This window comes from Kutzneria sp. NPDC052558 (assembly GCF_044547355.1).
Taxonomy (GTDB): Bacteria; Actinomycetota; Actinomycetes; order Mycobacteriales; family Pseudonocardiaceae; genus Kutzneria.
This window is the reverse complement of record NZ_JBIUAG010000023.1, coordinates 107264-123745: the sequence shown is the minus strand read 5'-3', so window position 1 is coordinate 123745 and position 16482 is coordinate 107264. Positions and strand designations below refer to the sequence as shown.

Below are 16482 nucleotides of genomic sequence, written 5' to 3'. Positions count from 1 at the left end.
CCCGTGGTGGGGGCCGGCTTTCCGGCCCTCACCAACGGTTTCCTACGCGAAATAGCCGAAGACGTCGGCGATGACGTCGACGGAGCCGACGTGGTTGTAGATCCGGACCCGGCCGTCGCTCTCCAGCGCGGCGATCACCAGGACCTGCTTGGTCTGCCCCGGCCCGAAGTTGAGGTTGGAGGTGCCGGCCACGAAGCCGCCGCCCACGGTCAGGTAGCTGTCGGCGGTGCCGTTGACGACGGTCACGTTGAGCACGACTGCCTTGGCGCTGCTGGGAATCGAGCCGACGGGAGCGCCGATGGTCTCGTTGCGGGGGATCGGCCCCTGGAAGCCGCCGGTGCCGTCGCGTGTGTCCAGGACCCGGGACGGCGCGACCGGGGTGAAGGCGGTGGTCGGGAAGCGGCCGTTGGGCATCGTGAGGTAGTAGCCCTCGACATCGGCGATGACGTCGGCGTTGCCGGCGTGATTGACGAAGGTGATCTCGCCGGCGGCCGACACCGGGACGATCACCAGGTTCGAGACCGTCTGCCCGGGGCGGTAGTTCAGGTTGGACGCGGTCGGCGTGGCGCCGCCGTTGGGAAACACGGTGAGGAAGCTGCTGGCGGTCGGGTTGGTCACGGTCACGTTCAGCGCCACCGCGGCGACCGGCTCCGGCATGTACGTGGTCACGTTGAGCACCTGCCGGCCGCCGGGGCCGATCGGGGCCTTGGGCACACCGCCAGTGCCGTCACGGGTGTCCATGAGTCGCTGCGCGACCGTGGGGTTGAGGAAGCTGCCGCCCTGTTCGGCCGGCGACGTGCGGTAGTAGCCCTCAAGGTCGACGACAACGTCCACCCGGCCGGTGTGGTTGGCGATCACGACCTTGCCGTCCGGGCCGACCGGCACCGTCACCAGGTTGGGCACGGTCTGCCCGGGCGCGAAGTTGACGTTGGAGGTGCCGGGGTTCGCGCCGCCGCTGGGAAAGACGGACAGGAAACTGTCGGCGGTGGGGTTGGTCGCCGTCAGGTTGAGCACGACCGCGGTGACGCCGCCGGCCGGAACCCCATGTGCCCCAGTCACTTGCAGGCTCGTCTGCCCGCCAGGACCCAGCGGGCCGCCGCCGTCACGGGTGTCCAGCAGCCGCTGCGGGGCGACCGGGTAGTAGGCGCCGGAAATGGTCACCTGCTGGGAATCCGTCGCGACGTTGCCGGCGAAGTCCTTGGTGGTCAACGAGATCGTGTACGTGCCGAGAGCCGCGTAGGCGTGGTCGCCGATCGGGTTCGCGGTCCTGACCACGGTGCCGTCGCCGTAGTCGTAGGCGTATTCGACGATCTGCCAGGGATCCATCGTGTCGTCGGTGTAGGCCCGCACGCTCAGCGGCCCGACCTGGGCCACCCGCACGTGGCCGATCGGCGTGAACGGGGTGGTGACCTGGACATTGCTGGAGGTCGTGAAGGTCGCCCCGGACGGCAGGGTCGCCGTCACCGTGGCCACGTAGCGATCGTCCACTTCGGACGGACTGGTGTAGGTGTGCTGGACGGTGGCCGACCCGGAGGTCATCGGGGCACTGCCGTCGCCGAAGTCGAAGGTGTAGGTCACCGGCGTCGACCGCGGGTTGTCCACGACTGCCGTCAGGGTGTCCAGCAGCGGGGCCGGTCCCTTGTTCGGCGTGAGTTGGAGACTCTTGAGCTGGAACGGATCGTCGGCGGCGTACGCGGGTGTGGCGACGGCGAGTGCGGTCGCGCCGATCAGCGCGACCGCCAACGCCGACGCCCAAAGGCGTCTTGGCATTGGTAGAACCCCCTAATGCATGTGCCCGTGGGCACACCATCCCTACTCCGCTATCGCCCGCTGCCGGACCGGCGTTACGACGGGAGGACAACCGCCGGGAAGGTGACCGTGGGGGCTTCCAGCGAGGTCGCCAGCGGCAGCGTGATGCGGAAGACGGCGCCGGGCACGCCAGGGGGCGGGGTCTCGCAGCGCAGGTCGCCGCCGTGGGCGCGGCAGATGCCACGGGCGATGGGCAGGCCGAGGCCGGAGCCGCCGGAGGCGCGGGCCCGGGCCTCGTCGAGGCGCACGAGCCGGTCGAAGATCCGCTCCCGGTCGGGCTCGGGCACCCCGGGCCCGTTGTCGGCGACGACGAGGTGCCCCAGCCCGGCGGCGACGCCGACGGTGAGGGAGACATGGCCCTCGCCGCCGGCGGCCTGCCTGGCGTTGTTCACGAGGTTGGCCAGCACCTGGGCCAGGCGCTGGGGATCGCCGTAGACCACGGCCGACGGACCGTCCACGGTGATCGTCATCTCCGGGGCCAGCACCCGGGTGCGGTCGGCCTCGGCGTCGGCGAGCTGGCGCAGGTCGACGGGCTCGTGCTGGAGGTCGAGGCCGGCGTCGATCCGGGCCAGCGCCAGCAGGTCGTCGACCAGGCGGCCGGCGCGGCGGGACTCGCGGACGAGCAGCAGCAGCATCCGGTCCCGCTCCTCCGGGTCAGTGTCGGCGTTCTGCTGGAGCACGGACTCGGCCACGGCCTGCAAGCCGGCGATGGGGGTGCGCAGCTCGTGCGCGGCGTCGGCGACGAACCGCCGGGTGTGGGCCTCGGCCCGGCGGGCCTGCTGCTCCGCCCCTTCGAGCCCGTCGAGCATGTCGTCGAACGCGGCGGCGGTGCGGCCGAGCTCGGTGTCGGTGCGCTCGGGCGCGAGCCGCCGGCCCCGGTCGCCGGCGGCGATGGACCGGGCCAGGGTGGTCATCTGGTCCAGTGGCCGCAGCGCGAAGCGCACGATGAAGATCAGGGCGGCGGCGGTGATGACCAGGGCGGAGACGCCGACGGTGATCAGCAGCCGGTTCAGGGTGGCCTGCGGCCTGGTCTCGGCGTCGGCGAAGAACGTGATCCGGGTGCCGTTGCGGTAGGTGACGGTCCGGGGCGCGGGCGTGGCGGCCGGCTGGGCCCCCTTCGGCTCCAGCACGAGGCCGCTGGGCTCGGTGATCCGCACCAGGATGAGCCCGCCGAGCGACAGCCGGGCGTAGAGCTGCTCCGGCACCAGGCGCTTGTTCTCCAGCTGGTTGGCCAGCTGCACGCGGTCCCGGATCAGGTTGGTCTCGTCCTGCACGGTCTGCCGGTTGAACAGGGCGTCGACCACCACGACCAGCCCGATGAGCACGACCGCGAGCGCGATCGTGACCAGCAGGGTGACCCGCAGCCGCAGCGAGCCGGTCCTCACGTGGCACCGACCCGCAGCACGTAGCCGAGCCCGCGCACGGTGTGCAGCAGCCGCGGCCCGTGCGCCTCCAGCTTCCGGCGCAGCGCGCTGACGTGCACCTCGACCAGGTTGGGGTCGTAGTCCTCGTAGCCCCACACACTGGTCAGGATCTGGGTCTTGCTGACCACGCGCCCGCGCTGCGCCGCCAGGTAGCACAGCAGCCGCAGCTCGGTGGCGGTCAGGTCGACGGCCGTGCCGGCGTAGAGCACGATCCCGGAGTCGGCGTCGACCAGCAGGTCGCCGATCTGCACCGTCGACGGCGTGCGGCCCAACCGCCGCAGCACGGCCCCGACCCGCGCCACCAGCTCGGCCAGCACGAACGGCTTGAGCACGTAGTCGTCGGCCCCGCCCTCCAGGCCCCGCAGCCGGTCGGGCACGCCGTCGCGGGCGGTCAGCATCACCACCCCCGCGTTGCTGGCCCGCCGGATCACCTCCAGCAGCTGGAAGCCGTCCCGGCCGGGCAGCATGATGTCCAACACCACCAGGTCCGGGCGGAACTGGCCGAGATCGGCCTCCAGCTCGCGGCCGTCCGGCCGGGCCAGCACCTCGTAGCCGTTGTCCCGCAGGGCGGACCGCACCGCGGCGAGGATCGCCTCGGTGTCCTCGACGATCAGAATCCGAGCGACCGACACGTGCCCATTCTGGGGTGCGCGAGGCCCCGCACGTGTGCGGGCTCGCTGACGTTTCAGCCTCCCCTCAGGTCCGGCCGCGACGGTGGTTGTCATGACCTCCCTGTCACGAACCCTCGGCGCCCTGACTCTGGCCGCGGCCGCCGCCCTGACCGTCACCGGCTGCTCCTCGATGGCCTCCGGCGCGCCCGCGCCGTCGACCACGGCCAGCTCCATGCCGTCGAAGGGCAAGCCCAAGCCGCTGCCGGACGGCGAGACGCGCGTCGCCGGCACCGTGTCCTCGGTGTCGGGCACGCAGCTCGTCGTCACCGAGAAGGATGGCAAGACTGAGACCTTGACCACGGACTCCACCACCAAGATCGACGGCGGCCCGCTCCAGCAGGGCCAGCGCGTGACCGCCGTTGTGAAGGGTGAGCAGGCGCTGAGCGTCCGGGTCGCGCAGCCGCGCGGCAGCAGCGCCGCCCCGACCACGACCCCGAGTTCCTGACGGTCCTGGGTGCCCCGGGCCGCCGGGTCTGGGACGATGGTCGCGTGGCGGCTCGGCATACCCAGGTGCGATGGGTGCTGATCCTGCTGGTCATCGGGCTGGTCGGGATCGGTGCGGCGGTGCTCGTGTGGTGGCCGACCCTGGGCTTCCCGGACACGGACGCGCCCTCGGCCGTGCACACCAAGGCGACGGTGGTGACCTCGGCGCAGTGCGGCGGCGGCAACGCCCACGACACGGTCGAGGTCACCATCGACGGGGCCAAGAAGCAGGTGCCGCTGGACGGCTGCGGGCAGCCCAAGGGCGCCACGCTGGACGTGGCCGTCGTCGACGACAACGGCACGCTCAGCGCGCACGCCGCCGACGCGGCGCAGGTCGGCGGCAACCGGGACGGGCGGCTCACCGCTCTGCTGCTGTGCCTGAGCGCGGTGGCCGGGGCCCTGTACGCGTACCTGATCCGCTACCAGCCGGCCCCCAAGCCCGCGGTGGCCCCGGTCATCGGCGCGAGCGAGCCGGAACTGCCGCTGGCGCCGGTCACCGTCGTGGAGCCGGCCCCCGAGCCCGAGCCGGCGGTCGAACCCGAGGACGAGTCGGTGGACGAGCCCGACGAGGCCGAGGACAGCGCGGCCCCCAGCAACACCGCCGGCTAGCGCACCTGAACCTGGTCGGCCCACCGGTCGGCCAGGGCCTGGTCGCTGGTGAGCCCGTGCAGCGGCCGGCGGTTCCACAGCGCCAGGTACAGCTCGGCCGCGGTGCCGGCAATGGTGGCGTCGGCGTCGACCGGGGCCGAGACGCGCGCCGCCGTCGGCTGCTCGGGACCGTAGTGGAACAGCCAGTGGTCTCCGGTGTCGGTCGCGCTGACCAGCACCGACGCCGGCTCCTCGACCCGGAGCCGGCGGTTGCGGGGCAGGAAGCCGCACAGCAGCTCGTCCACGCCGTCGGCGGCGAGCGTCGACGCGATCGGTGACGCGAGACCGGCCGCGGCCTCGGCGTCGACGCTGTGGATGGTGGTCTCGTGCGCCTGGCGGCGCGCCCAGAACTGCGACCCGGTCGGCGCGGTGCGCATGAACGTCCAGCATTCGAGGTCGTCCGGCGCGGCGGTGAGCACGTGGGCCAGCTCGGTCAGACCGGCCCGGAACCAGTCGACCAGGGCCTCGTCGGCCAGCGCGCCGGCGGCCTTCGCCACCTCGCCGAGATCCGCGGGCTCGGTCCGGGCGTCGGCGACGCACGCCGTGGCCCATCGATGCACGGCGCCGGTGTGCACCAGCAGGTCGCGAACCGCCCAGTCGGGGCAGGTCGGCACCGGGGCGCTCGGCCCGGCTTGCTCGGCGGCGGCCGCGAGCCGCTCCCCCTGGCCGCCCACGGCGGCGATCCACTCACGCGTCTGCATCCCGCCAGCCTGCCATTCAGGCGACGTCGGCGGGGCTGGCCAACCAGGTGTCGCACTGGGACAGGCTGTTGCGAGCGCGCGGCACCAGTCCTTGCCAAGCCGATGACCATGCCCCCGGAGACACGCCGATCCGCGTGCGCAATCCTAGCCACACCCGGTGGGTCTGGCTAGGATTGCGCACGCACCAGATGTACGAATACCTATCCAGACCTACCAGGTCTGGATAGGAACACGTTCGGCCCGACGATCTGAGGACCAGGAGGTGAACGGTGTCGCACCCGCACCTCGATCTGCCGGACACCTTCACCACAGCGGATGCCGAGCGACTCGACCTGTCTCGCCGCCAACTGGCGCGCTTGCAGGCCACCGGCATGGTGGAACGCGTCGGCCGCGGCCTGTATCGCCGCGTCGACGCCGAGCCTGTCGACCTGGACCTGCTGGAGATCGCGGTCAGGGCCCACCGGGCAACCCTGTGTCTGGTCTCGGCGCTTGCCCACCATGAACTGACCGACGTCATCCCCCCTGTGCACGACGTCGCTCTCCCCCGGGGGACTTGGCTGCCAGCAGTCGCAGCGCCAGTCCGCTGGCACAGGTTCGACCCCGCGACGTTCGATCTCGGCCGCACCGAGATTCCCACCGACGACAGCCACCCGATCGGGCTCTACGACGCGCCACGCAGCATCGTGGACGCGTTCCGCGTGCGGCACATCATAGGACCAGAGATCGCCACCGAGGCCCTCCGGCGCTGGCTCCGCCGCGGCGGCCGGCCCGCCCACCTGCTCCGGACCGCAACAGCATTTCCGACAGCAAGGCCAGCCCTGTTGCACACGCTTCAAGTTTTGTTGTGACGGCCTGTCCGCGCCAGACAAGAGCCCGCAGAGCACCTGCTGGTTCAATCACCAGGAGAGACCATCAACCGACCAACACACGCGACCCCGGCAGGCCGCGCGTTTCTTGCTTTGCAACGCAATGCCAGGCTCGCGGGACGGACCACCGCCGAGTACCTGCGTCTGTACGCGCTCGAGGGCTTCCTCCTTCGACTCGCCCACTCACCCCACCGTGACCAGCTCGTCCTCAAAGGCGGCGTGCTACTCGCGGCATACGAACTGCGCCGACCAACAACCGACATCAACGTGGCCGCAGTGCACCTGGCGAACAACGTCGACACCATCCGCGATCTCATAGCGGAAATCGCGGCGACAACACTGCCGGCCGATCTCGATGACGGACTCATTTTCGATATCGACCACATCACCGCCCAGGTCATCCGCGACGAGGACCAGTACTCCGGCGTACGGGTCAGCCTGAAAACGAACCTCGCCAAGGCCAGAGAGCCATTCCACGTCGATGTCAACGTCGGCGACCCGATCTGGCCCCACCCAGCCGACATCGCATTGCCACGCCTGCTCGACGGCGAGCCTATCCGCCTCCGCGGATATCCGATGGAGATGGTGCTCGCCGAAAAGACCGTCACAGCCCTGCAACGCGGGCTGGCGAGCACACGGTGGCGCGACTTCGCCGACATCTACCTGCTGGCCGGCACTTACAGCTTCCAGACGACCGATCTGCGATCGGCCATCGAAGCGGTCGCCACACATCGCAGCGTCCCTGTCACCGACCTTGGCGCGGCACTGGACGGGTACGCCGAAATCGGACAGGCGCGCTGGGCCGCGTGGCTGAGGAAGCTCCAACTCGACAGCACGCTGCCAGTGGACTTCGCCGAGATCCTTGCCGCGCTGGAAGGGTTCGCTGACCCGGTGCTCATCGGCAAGCTCAGCGCCGATGCCTCGTGGGATCCCGCTTCGCGACGCTGGATTCAGTAGCGGGGATTCACGCTTGGTCGCTGGTGCGTTCGTCGACGTCGATGGGCTCGGTGTGGGCCTGCCGTACGCATGTGGAGGCGTTCAGTGCGGCTCGCTTGGCGGCGGCGATCCACTCACGCGTCTGCATCCCGCCAGCCTGCCACTCAGGCGACGTCGGCGGCGCTGGCCAACCAGGTGTCGCACTGGGACAGGCTGTTGCGCTGGAAGCCCGAGTTCCACCAGCCCATGGCGTGCTCGTCGGTGCCGTGGTCGCGCGGCGGGCCGTTGTGGTCGCCACGGTCCTGGCTGTTCTGCGCCTCACGGGTGATGTTGTCGTCGACGTCGCCACGGCCGGCGGTGGCGGCCAGGAACATGCCGGAGAAGCACTGCGCCTCCAGCTCCAGCCGCCGTGACAGCTCCATCCGCTCGTCCGGCGAACGGGTGGCGTAGGTCGCTTGGGTGTAGGCGTCCTCGATGCCGGCCAGGTCCTGCACGTGGTGCCCGTACTCGTGGGCGAACACCGCGAGGTAGGTGCCGGGGTGCGCGCCGTACATGTCGGTCTGGAGCGCGGAGAACGGCATGTAGATGGTGTTGTCCGTGGGGCAGTAGAAGGCGGCGACACGACCGCTCCCGGCCTCCTCGGAGCCGCACTGGCTGTGCCACGTCGTGCCGCCGGGGAAGGCCAGGTCGGGCGGGCTGAACGGCAGGTTGGCGGCCTTCATCACCGGCGCCCACGCGGCGTCCAGGCACGGCAGGGCGCTGCGGAAGAAGCGCTCCGCCCCGGCCGGGTCGGTGGTCCACCGGCTGAGCTTGCAGTTGGTCGGCGGCAGGCCGCCCACCTCGAACAGCGGGTTGTCGCCGAGCTTGACCACGGCCCGTGGACCGGCCGGCTGGGCGCTGCTCGGCGGCGCGGAGCTGGTGCTCGGATGCCGGCTGGTGGTGGTCGGCGGCGGCGTGGTCGTGCGGGGCGTGGTCCGTGACGGCGTGGTGGTCGTCGTGGGCGGGTCGAGGGTGGCCATCGCGGTGGGCGTCGCACCGGACTCGGCCGCCGGCCGGGAGTAGCCGAGGCGGCTCAGGCCGATCGCGGCCACGCCGATGAGGACCGCCGCCACCACCACGATCGCCACGACGGGGGCGCGCGAGGGCCGCCGCCGCGGCGGGCCAGGTCCGTTGCTCAGTGGTGGCGGCATCACTGGTGCTACGACTGGCGGCGGCAACCAGTTCACTGGTTGCCGCGGCAACCGCTACTGCACGTCAGAGCTGTCGGCCACCCACGTGTTGCACTGCGCGACCGTCTTCTTCACGAAGCCCTGCGTCCACCACGCCGAGGCGTGGTCGCTGGTGCCGTGGTCGCGGCGCTCGCCGGGCTGGTCGCCGCGCTCCTGCGTGTTCTGGGCGTCCCGCGCGACCGTCGTGTCGATCGAGCCACGGCCGACGGCGGCGGCAAGGAACAGACCGGAGAAGCACTGCGCCTGCAACTCCAGCCGCCGCGACACCTCCAGGCTGGCATCGCTGTCAGGGTCGTCGTCGCCGTACTCCTGCTTGTGCGCGGCCGTCAGCACGCCGCTGAGGTCCTGCACGAAGTGGCCGTACTCGTGCGCGAACACCGCGAGGTAGGCGCCGGGGCGGTTGCCGATCTCGTCGGTCTGCAACCCGGAGATCGGCATGTACAGCGTCTGGTCGCCGTTGCAGTAGAACGCGGCGGCTTCCTCCTGCGACACCGAGCCGCAGGGGCTGCTCCACGTCTTGCCGCTGGGGAACGCCAGCTTCGGCTCGTGGAACGGCAGGTGCACGGACTGGAGCACCGGCTGCCACGCGCGGTCCAGGCACGGCAGCGCGGCGGTGAAGTAGGCGTTGGACGCCGACGCCACCGATTGCCAGCGCGGCAGCGTGCAGGTCACCGGTCCCATGGTGCTAGCGGTGAACAGCGGGTTGTCACCGAGCTTGTCCACGCCGTCCGAGCCGCCGGGGCCGCTGCCGGGCGAGGTCGTCGGCACGGAGGTCGGCAGGTTGGTCGGGGTCGGCGTGGGCGCGGTGCGCTGCCGGCTGCGGCCGTTCCCGACCACGCCGACCACGACGACGCCCAGCACCACGAGTCCGATCAGGAACAGCGTGACGAACGGACGCCGTGAGGGCCGCCGTGGCGGTGGCGGCGGGTAGGGCGACGTCGGGGCCTGCGGGTACGGCGACGCCATCGGGCCGTGGGCGTGCACCGGCGGCGGCATGACCGGCCGGGCCGGCGGCATCGGGTACGGCTGGTACGACGGCGGAGGCGGCGGCTGCTGGCCGTAGTACGGGGACCGGCCCTGGGGATAGGGATTCGGCGGGTACTGGCTGGGCAGCGGCGGCGGCAGCGGGCGGCCCTGGTCGTCGCCGGTGTTCCACGGATTCAACTGACGTCCCCCTGCGCCGCCGCCCACGTGTTGCACGCGGCGGTCTTGTTCTCCTGGTAGCCGATCTGCGCCCACCGCCCCTGGTGCGCCGGGCTGCCGTGGTCGGACTCCCCGCCGCCGTCGGCGAACGCGGCGGCGCCGTCCGCGGCCATCGACCGGCTGATCGAACCACGCCCGGCAACGCTGGCGAGGAACATACCGGCGAAGCAGTTCGCCTGCAGCTCCAGGCGGCGGGACAGTTCCAGCCCGGCCGGGGTGTCGCGGCCGGCGGCCTGCTCGCGGCGGGACTCGGCCAGCAGGATGCCGCTGAGGTCCTGCACGTGGTGGCCGTACTCGTGGGCGAGCACGCCGACGATCACGGCCGGGATGCCGTCGGTGCCCTGCAACACGGTGTCGATGGGCATGTGCAGCTGGTTGTCGGCGCCGCAGTAGAACGCCACCGGGGAGCTGTCGTCGCGGGACCGGCACTCGCCGGAGCTGGAGTCCATCACAAGCGTCGTGGGCTCGAACGGCATGTTGAGCGCGGTGACAAGCGGCTTCCACGCGGCGTCCAGACAGGACAGCTCGGCGGTCAGGTACGCGCGTAACTGCTCGAGGCCACGGCCGAACTTCGGCAGCGTGCACGTGTTCTGGGCCAGCGAGGCCGAGTAGGTCAGCAGCGGGTTGGTCGCCAGCGCCACCACCGCGCGCGGCGCCTCGGCCTGCGCGACGCCGGCGACCGACTCGGTGGGGCCGATGGCGTCGATGCCGAACACCAGCAGAAACACGAGCGCCAGCGCGCCCAGCGTCATATACCGCTGCACGGAGGCCCGCGACCGAACCGGAGTGGCACTCGGAAAACGACCGGGCTCCAGCAGCGGATCGTGGAACGCGCCCCGGTTGTCCATCTACGCCCTGTCGTTCATGGGCGGCACGAGCTAGCCGTCGCCCCCTCGGTGGATATCGCCGCAAGGATAGGCGGCCTGCACTATTGTCCGCTCCCGTGTTCACCAACTGGGGCCTGGCCGTGGCCACCCTCACGCTTTCCGTCGCCGGCGCCGGGCTTGCCCCGCTCGCGGCGGCGGCCCCGTCCGACGGCGTGCAGTCGCAGATCGCGCTGAAGGTCGAGCGGGACGGCAAGCTCACGGTCAGCGAGCGGGTCACCGTGCCGGCCGGCAAGTCCGCCAACCGCACCGCCCCGCTGCGGCTGACCGCGGGGCCGGACACCGAACGCGTGTACACCGTCACGCAGGCCAAGGTGACCGGCAACGGCAACGCCTCGGTGGACGACCAGAACCTGACCGTGCACCTGGGCGCGGGCGAGTCGACCGTCAGCTACGTGGTCGACGGGGCCGTGGCCGACCAGGGCACGCACGAGGACGTCCGCTGGCAGGTGGCCAGCGGCTGGGATGTGACGATCGATCGGCTCACGGTGTCGGTGGTGACGCCGGCCGAGCCGCAGTCCATCACCTGCCTGGCCGGCGAACCGGATTCGACCACCGCGTGCGGTCTGTCGCAGATCGGCGAGGGCGGCGTGCCGACCGCCGAGCACGACACGCTCACGCCCGGGCAGCGCGTGGACTTCGCCATCGGCCTGCCCAACGGCACGGTCCCGGTCAACGAGCGCGTGGTGCAGACCAACGCGCTGGCGTCGGCGTTCGCGCTGACCACGGAGACCGGTATCGGCCTGGTGGTGCTGATCGTGCTGCTGCTCGCCGGCCTCGGCCTGCTCTGGTACGCCCGCGGCCGCGACGCCAAGGCGCTGGCCGGCGACGTGGGCCCGGTGCAGGTGCTGGGCAAGGACGCCGACGGGCACGTGGCCTTCGCTTCCCCCGACGGCGTGCTGCCGGGCCAGGTCGGCACCGTCATCGACGAGCACGTCGACGTGGTGGACGTGACCGCGACCGTCATCGACTTGGCGGTGCGCAACTACTTGTGGATCGACGAGGTGCCCAGCGGCGAGGGCGTCATCGACTGGCGCATCGTGCGCCGCAACCCCGCCGACGACGCGCTCACGGCGTACGAGAAGGCCGTGTACCAGTCCCTGCTGGGCGACGCCGACCAGGTGCAGCTCTCGCAGCTGCGCGGCAAGGGCGTGAACCTCGCGGCGGTCAGCAGCGCCCTCTACTCCGACGTGGTGGCCAAGGACTGGTTCACGCGGCGTCCCGACACCGAGCGCAGCCGTTGGTGGTGGGGCGGCGTCACCGTGGCCGCGCTGGGCATCGTGCTCACGGTGATCCTCGCGCTCACGATCGGCCACGCGCTGCTGGGCCTGGCCGTGATCATCGCCGGGGCCGCGCTGGCCGCCGGTTCGCGCTCCATGCCGGCACGCACGCGGCGCGGCAGCGCACTGCTGCACCAGGTGCGCGGTCTGCTGACGTACCTGACGACCGTGTCGCCCACGGACATCCCGGACGGCGACCGGGAGATGGTGTTCTCCCGGTCGCTGCCCTACGCGGTGGTGCTGGGTCAGACCGACCGCTGGCTGACCACGTTCCGCGGCCTCGACCCCGACGCCGACGGCACGCCCGGCCTGTACTGGTTCGGCGAGGCCGAGCAGTCCCGCGACCTGGACCGCTTCGCCAGCCGTTTCCCGGCCTTCCTCAGCTCCCTGGACGGGGTGCTGGCGCAGGGCGGTCACCTGCGGTCGCTGAAGCCCTAGGGAGGACCCCTGCGCCGTCCAGTGTGACCGCGGACACAGCGAGCGCACCAGTTCAGCCGTGGGCAGACACCGCGTAAGGGTTGATCACCACGGCACGGCCGAGCCGGACGCCGTCACGTCGTAGTCTCTGTGTCATGGCCGCACCGGAACTGCACAGGTTCACTCTCCCCAACAGCCTGCGCGTGGTGCTCGCCCCCGACCGCACAGCCCCGGTGGTCGGCGTGAGCGTGCACTACGACGTGGGCTTCCGCTCCGAGCCCGAGGGCCGGACCGGGTTCGCGCACCTGTTCGAGCACCTGATGTTCCAGGGCAGCGAGAGCCTGGAGAAACTGGCGCACTTCCGGCACGTGCAGTCCTCCGGCGGCACCTTCAACGGCTCCACCCACCCGGACTACACCGACTACTTCGAGACGCTGCCCTCGGCGGCGCTGGAGCGGGCGCTGTTCCTGGAGGCGGACCGGATGCGCGCGCCGCGCATCACCCAGGAGAACCTGAACAACCAGATCGACGTGGTCAAGGAGGAGATCCGGCTGCGGGTGCTGAACACCCCGTACGGCGGGTTCCCGTGGATCTGGCTGCCGCCGGTGCTCTACTCGACCTATCCCAACGCGCACAACGGGTACGGCGACTTCGCCGAGCTGGAGCAGGCCAACCTGGACGACTGCGCCCAGTTCTTCGACACCTACTACGCGCCGGTCAACGCGGTGCTCACGGTGGCCGGCGACTTCACCGTGGAGCGGGCGACCGAGCTGGTGCACAAGCACTTCGGCGACGTGCCGGCCCGACCCGCGCCGCCGCGCCCGTCGTTCGCCGAGCCGCACCCGCAGGGCGAGCTGCGGGCCGTGCACGAGGACCCGCACGCCCCGCTGCCGGCGCTCGCGGTCGGCTACCGCCTGCCCGACCCGACCACCGACCTCGACGGCTACCTGGCCAACGTGGTGCTGGCGGCGGTGCTGTCCGACGGCGACGCCTCGCGGTTGCAGCAGCGCATGGTGCACCGCGAGCCCCTGGTCACCGACATCTCGGTGGGCGCGGGCCTGTTCGGGCCGCTGGACGCCCGTGACCCTGACACGTTCACGGTGACCGCCATGCACACCCCCGAGGTGTCCGTGGACCGGCTGCTGGGTGTGATCGACGACGAGCTGGAGAAGCTGGCCGCGACCGGCCCGCAGGAGGACGAGCTGGCCCGGGTGGCCGCGCGCTGGGCGGCGTCCATGCACCGCGACCACGACCGCATCACCTCGCGCACGCTCTCGTTCGGCGCCGCGGAGCTGCTGCACGGCCGCGCCGAGCTGGCCTCGGAGCTGCCGGAGCGGATCCGCGCGGTCACCACCGCCCAGGTGGCGGCCGCCGCCAAGGCCCTGCGGCCGGATTCCCGGGCCGTGCTCGTCGTTCCCGCCGCCGGAGGCAACCAGTGACTTCTGTCAGCTACCGCACGGCCGAGCAGATCGGCCACACCGAGCAGGGGCCGCGTCCGCTGCCGCCGCTGGGTGAGCAGACCGCGGCGACGCAACCGTCCCTTGTGGACACCGTGCTGCCCAACGGGCTGCGGGTCGTGGCCGTGCGCAAGGAATCCGTGCCGATCGTGGAGCTGCGGCTGCGCATCCCGTTCGCCGGCGCCGAGCGGCTGCACGCGGCCCGCGCCGAGGTGCTGGCCAACGTGCTGCTGACCGGCACCGAGCGCCGCGACCGCGCGCAGTTCGACACCGACCTCGCCGCCGTGGGCGGCGACATGTCGGCCGTGGTCGACCCGGAGCGCCTCAGCGTCGGCGGCAGCGCCCTGGCTAGCGGCCTGGACGTGTTGCTGGACGTGCTCGGCGACGCCCTCACCGGTGCGGTGTACCGGAACGAGGAGGTGGCCCGGGAGTCGGAGCGCCTCGTCGAGCGCATCACCATGGCCCGGTCGCAGCCGAGCGTCATCGCCCGGGAGGCGTTGCAGAAGCACCGCTACGGCGACCACCCGTACGCCAAGGAAATGCCGGAAGCGGCCGAGATCGGCGAGGTCACCCCGGAGCAGGTGCGGGCCCTGCACAAGGCGGCCGTGGTGCCGCGCGGCTCGCTGCTGGTCCTGGTCGGCGACATCGACCCGGACGCCGCCGTGTCCACCGTGGGCAGCGTGCTGTCCGGCTGGCAGTCCGACGCGAGCGCCTCGGTGCTGCCGACGCTGCCGGAGCTGACGCCCGGCGACGTGCAGCTGATCCACCGGGCCGGCGCCGTGCAGTCGCAGCTGCGGCTGTCCGCGCAGACCGTGCCCCGCACCGACCCCGGCTACGCGGCGCTCCAGGTGGCCAACCTGGTGTTCGGCGGCTACTTCTCCTCGCGGCTGGTGGAGAACATCCGTGAGGACAAGGGATACACCTACGGCGCGCACTCGTACTTCGAGTTCACCAAGGACACCGCCACCGTGCTGGTGGAGGCCGACACCGCCAGCGGCGTGACGCCGGCGGCGTTCTGGGAGACCCGCTACGAGCTCGGCCGGCTGGTCGTCTCGCCGCCGTCGGAGTCCGAAGTGGACAACGCCAAGCAGTACGCCATCGGCTCGCTGCTCACCTCCACCTCCTCGCAGGCCGGGCTGTGCGCCACGCTGGCCGCGCTCGGCGCGGTCGGCCTGTCCTACGACTGGCTGCGCGACCAGCCGCTGCGGCTGGCCGCCGTCACCGTCGAGCAGGTGGCCGAGGCCGCGCGCAAGTTCTTCGCGCCCAGCCGGTTCACCGGCATCGTGGTCGGCGACGCCGACGTGCTCGCGCCGGAGTTCCGAGCCCTGGGCGGCGTGGTGCTCTCGTGACGACCTCTTGCGCGAGCGAGGCCACGGGCACCTCCGCCGGGTTCCAGCTCGACGAGCTGCCGGCGTTGTCCCGCACCGCCGTGCCTCGCAACGACCTGTTGCGGGACAACGCCGACGAGCTGACCCGGCTCTGGCCGTCGGCCCGGCTGCTGCCGGTCGACCGGCGTGGGCGGGCCCCCATGGGCCGGGCCGGCGACCGGCCGGTGTTGGACTTCCGCTCCACCGCTGCGCTCGGCCCGGTGCCGCCGGCCGGGGCCGTGCTGCTCGGCGAGCAGGACGGCGTCTGCTACTGGGCCGTGCGGGCCGAGCCCGACGGGCCGGTGCAGGAAGGCATGGGCTGGGACGCCGTGCTGCCCGACACCGACGAGCCGGTGTGGCAGGACCTCCGGCTGGCCGGCGGCCTGCTCAGCGCCGAGGACGCCGGTCTGCTCACCACCGCCGTCGCCGTGCTCAGCTGGCACGACAACGCCGGCTTCTGCGCCAAGTGCGGCTCCCCCGTCGAGCCCAAGCGGGCCGGCTGGGCCACCCACTGCACCGGCTGCGGACGTGAGGAGTACCCGCGTACCGATCCCGCCGTCATCTGCCTCGTGCACGACGGCGGCGACCAGGTCCTGCTGGCCCGCCAGCCGATCTGGCCGCCCGACCGCTACTCCGTGCTCGCCGGCTTCGTCGAGGGCGGCGAGTCCCTGGAAGCCTGTGTCGTGCGGGAGATCTGCGAGGAGGTCGGCATCACCGTCGACGCCGTCCGCTACCTCGGCAGCCAGCCATGGCCCTTCCCGCGGTCCCTGATGGTCGGCTTCACCGCCCTCGGCGATCCCGCCGTCCCCCTGGTGCCCGCCGCCGGCGAGATCGAGAACGCCCGCTGGGTCCACCGCGACGAGGTCCGAGCCGCCCTCGCCAACGGCGGCACCGGCCCCGGCCTCATCCTGCCCGGTGTGACCTCCATCGCCCGCCGCATGCTGGAGTCCTGGGCCAACTCCTGAGTCCTGATCGGACAATTCGGATCGAACGGCCGGCGCCCCGCCGAGGGCGCCGGCCGTTCGGCCGAATCGGCCACTGTCCGATGTGGAATATCGGACCTGAGGCCGGCCAGCTCCCGACTTTCGTTGGTTGACCCCGCTTCGG

At 71.8% G+C, this 16482-nt stretch carries 15 protein-coding genes; 8 read left to right on the top strand and 7 right to left on the bottom strand.

Annotated elements, in window-relative coordinates:
• Positions 1–42: 42 nt before the first annotated feature.
• The 3 genes from ACIG5F_RS33785 to ACIG5F_RS33775 all read right to left on the bottom strand — a co-directional run bounded on the left by ACIG5F_RS33785 (position 43) and on the right by ACIG5F_RS33775 (position 3865).
• A complete protein-coding gene (locus ACIG5F_RS33785; protein WP_396523989.1) occupies positions 43–1770 on the bottom strand; it encodes a PKD domain-containing protein in 1728 nt (575 codons plus the stop codon).
• Between the two features lie 74 nt (positions 1771–1844).
• Entirely contained in the window at positions 1845–3194 is a 1350-nt protein-coding gene (locus tag ACIG5F_RS33780) for a sensor histidine kinase (RefSeq protein WP_396523988.1), read from the bottom strand.
• Positions 3191–3865 carry a response regulator transcription factor gene (locus ACIG5F_RS33775; RefSeq protein ID WP_396523987.1) on the bottom strand — a complete coding sequence of 225 codons (675 nt, stop codon included), beginning with the start codon at positions 3863–3865 and terminating at the stop codon, positions 3191–3193. Before ACIG5F_RS33775 ends, ACIG5F_RS33780 begins: the two co-directional genes overlap by 4 nt.
• A 91-nt stretch (positions 3866–3956) precedes the next feature.
• Here ACIG5F_RS33775 and ACIG5F_RS33770 point away from each other — a divergent pair, with 91 nt between their 5' ends.
• Both ACIG5F_RS33770 and ACIG5F_RS33765 read left to right on the top strand, forming a co-directional pair.
• On the top strand, positions 3957–4349 hold the full coding sequence (locus ACIG5F_RS33770) for a hypothetical protein (protein ID WP_396523986.1): 393 nt from the start codon (positions 3957–3959) through the stop codon (positions 4347–4349).
• Positions 4350–4393: 44 nt separating this feature from the next.
• A complete protein-coding gene (locus tag ACIG5F_RS33765) occupies positions 4394–4996 on the top strand; it encodes a hypothetical protein (RefSeq protein ID WP_396523985.1) in 603 nt (200 codons plus the stop codon).
• Here the strand turns inward: ACIG5F_RS33765 and ACIG5F_RS33760 are convergent.
• Positions 4993–5736, bottom strand: coding sequence for a maleylpyruvate isomerase family mycothiol-dependent enzyme (locus ACIG5F_RS33760; RefSeq protein ID WP_396523984.1), 744 nt, complete (start codon positions 5734–5736; stop codon positions 4993–4995). The genes ACIG5F_RS33765 and ACIG5F_RS33760 overlap by 4 nt on opposite strands.
• A gap of 269 nt (positions 5737–6005) precedes the next feature.
• Here ACIG5F_RS33760 and ACIG5F_RS33755 point away from each other — a divergent pair, with 269 nt between their 5' ends.
• Both ACIG5F_RS33755 and ACIG5F_RS33750 read left to right on the top strand, forming a co-directional pair.
• Entirely contained in the window at positions 6006–6584 is a 579-nt protein-coding gene (locus ACIG5F_RS33755; RefSeq protein ID WP_396523983.1) for a type IV toxin-antitoxin system AbiEi family antitoxin domain-containing protein, read from the top strand.
• Positions 6585–6695: 111 nt separating this feature from the next.
• Complete coding sequence (locus ACIG5F_RS33750; protein WP_396523982.1) at positions 6696–7559, top strand: nucleotidyl transferase AbiEii/AbiGii toxin family protein; 864 nt, start codon at positions 6696–6698, stop codon at positions 7557–7559.
• Between the two features lie 143 nt (positions 7560–7702).
• Here ACIG5F_RS33750 and ACIG5F_RS33745 read toward each other — a convergent pair whose 3' ends face one another.
• Genes ACIG5F_RS33745 through ACIG5F_RS33735 form a run of 3 tightly spaced genes read right to left on the bottom strand, consistent with a single transcriptional unit; the run spans position 7703 to position 10722 of the window.
• The gene (locus ACIG5F_RS33745; protein WP_396523981.1) at positions 7703–8728 is read right to left on the bottom strand and encodes a neutral zinc metallopeptidase; all 1026 of its coding nucleotides are present in this window, start codon (positions 8726–8728) and stop codon (positions 7703–7705) included.
• Positions 8729–8782: 54 nt separating this feature from the next.
• Entirely contained in the window at positions 8783–9931 is a 1149-nt protein-coding gene (locus tag ACIG5F_RS33740; protein ID WP_396523980.1) for a neutral zinc metallopeptidase, read from the bottom strand.
• Entirely contained in the window at positions 9928–10722 is a 795-nt protein-coding gene (locus ACIG5F_RS33735) for a neutral zinc metallopeptidase (RefSeq protein ID WP_396523979.1), read from the bottom strand. Before ACIG5F_RS33735 ends, ACIG5F_RS33740 begins: the two co-directional genes overlap by 4 nt.
• A gap of 191 nt (positions 10723–10913) precedes the next feature.
• On the opposite strand from ACIG5F_RS33735, the gene ACIG5F_RS33730 reads away from it, so the two are divergent.
• The 4 genes from ACIG5F_RS33730 to nudC all read left to right on the top strand — a co-directional run bounded on the left by ACIG5F_RS33730 (position 10914) and on the right by nudC (position 16340).
• Complete coding sequence (locus ACIG5F_RS33730; protein ID WP_396523978.1) at positions 10914–12572, top strand: DUF2207 domain-containing protein; 1659 nt, start codon at positions 10914–10916, stop codon at positions 12570–12572.
• Between the two features lie 134 nt (positions 12573–12706).
• Complete coding sequence (locus ACIG5F_RS33725) at positions 12707–13990, top strand: M16 family metallopeptidase (protein ID WP_396523977.1); 1284 nt, start codon at positions 12707–12709, stop codon at positions 13988–13990.
• A complete protein-coding gene (locus ACIG5F_RS33720; protein ID WP_396523976.1) occupies positions 13987–15357 on the top strand; it encodes a M16 family metallopeptidase in 1371 nt (456 codons plus the stop codon). The genes ACIG5F_RS33725 and ACIG5F_RS33720 overlap by 4 nt, the downstream gene beginning before the upstream one ends.
• Positions 15354–16340: an NAD(+) diphosphatase gene (nudC, locus tag ACIG5F_RS33715; protein WP_396523975.1), complete on the top strand. Its 987-nt coding sequence runs from the start codon at positions 15354–15356 to the stop codon at positions 16338–16340. The genes ACIG5F_RS33720 and nudC overlap by 4 nt, the downstream gene beginning before the upstream one ends.
• Positions 16341–16482: the final 142 nt, after the last annotated feature.

What these genes read in the sequence shown, in the direction of transcription:
- ACIG5F_RS33735 (WP_396523979.1), bottom strand. Translation starts at nt 10,722, where the DNA reads ATGACGCTGGGCGCGCTGGCGCTCGTGTTTCTGCTGGTGTTCGGCATC.
- ACIG5F_RS33725 (WP_396523977.1), top strand. Translation starts at nt 12,707, where the DNA reads ATGGCCGCACCGGAACTGCACAGGTTCACTCTCCCCAACAGCCTGCGC.
- ACIG5F_RS33745 (WP_396523981.1), bottom strand. Translation starts at nt 8,728, where the DNA reads ATGCCGCCACCACTGAGCAACGGACCTGGCCCGCCGCGGCGGCGGCCC.
- ACIG5F_RS33760 (WP_396523984.1), bottom strand. Translation starts at nt 5,736, where the DNA reads ATGCAGACGCGTGAGTGGATCGCCGCCGTGGGCGGCCAGGGGGAGCGG.
- ACIG5F_RS33785 (WP_396523989.1), bottom strand. Translation starts at nt 1,770, where the DNA reads ATGCCAAGACGCCTTTGGGCGTCGGCGTTGGCGGTCGCGCTGATCGGC.
- ACIG5F_RS33770 (WP_396523986.1), top strand. Translation starts at nt 3,957, where the DNA reads ATGACCTCCCTGTCACGAACCCTCGGCGCCCTGACTCTGGCCGCGGCC.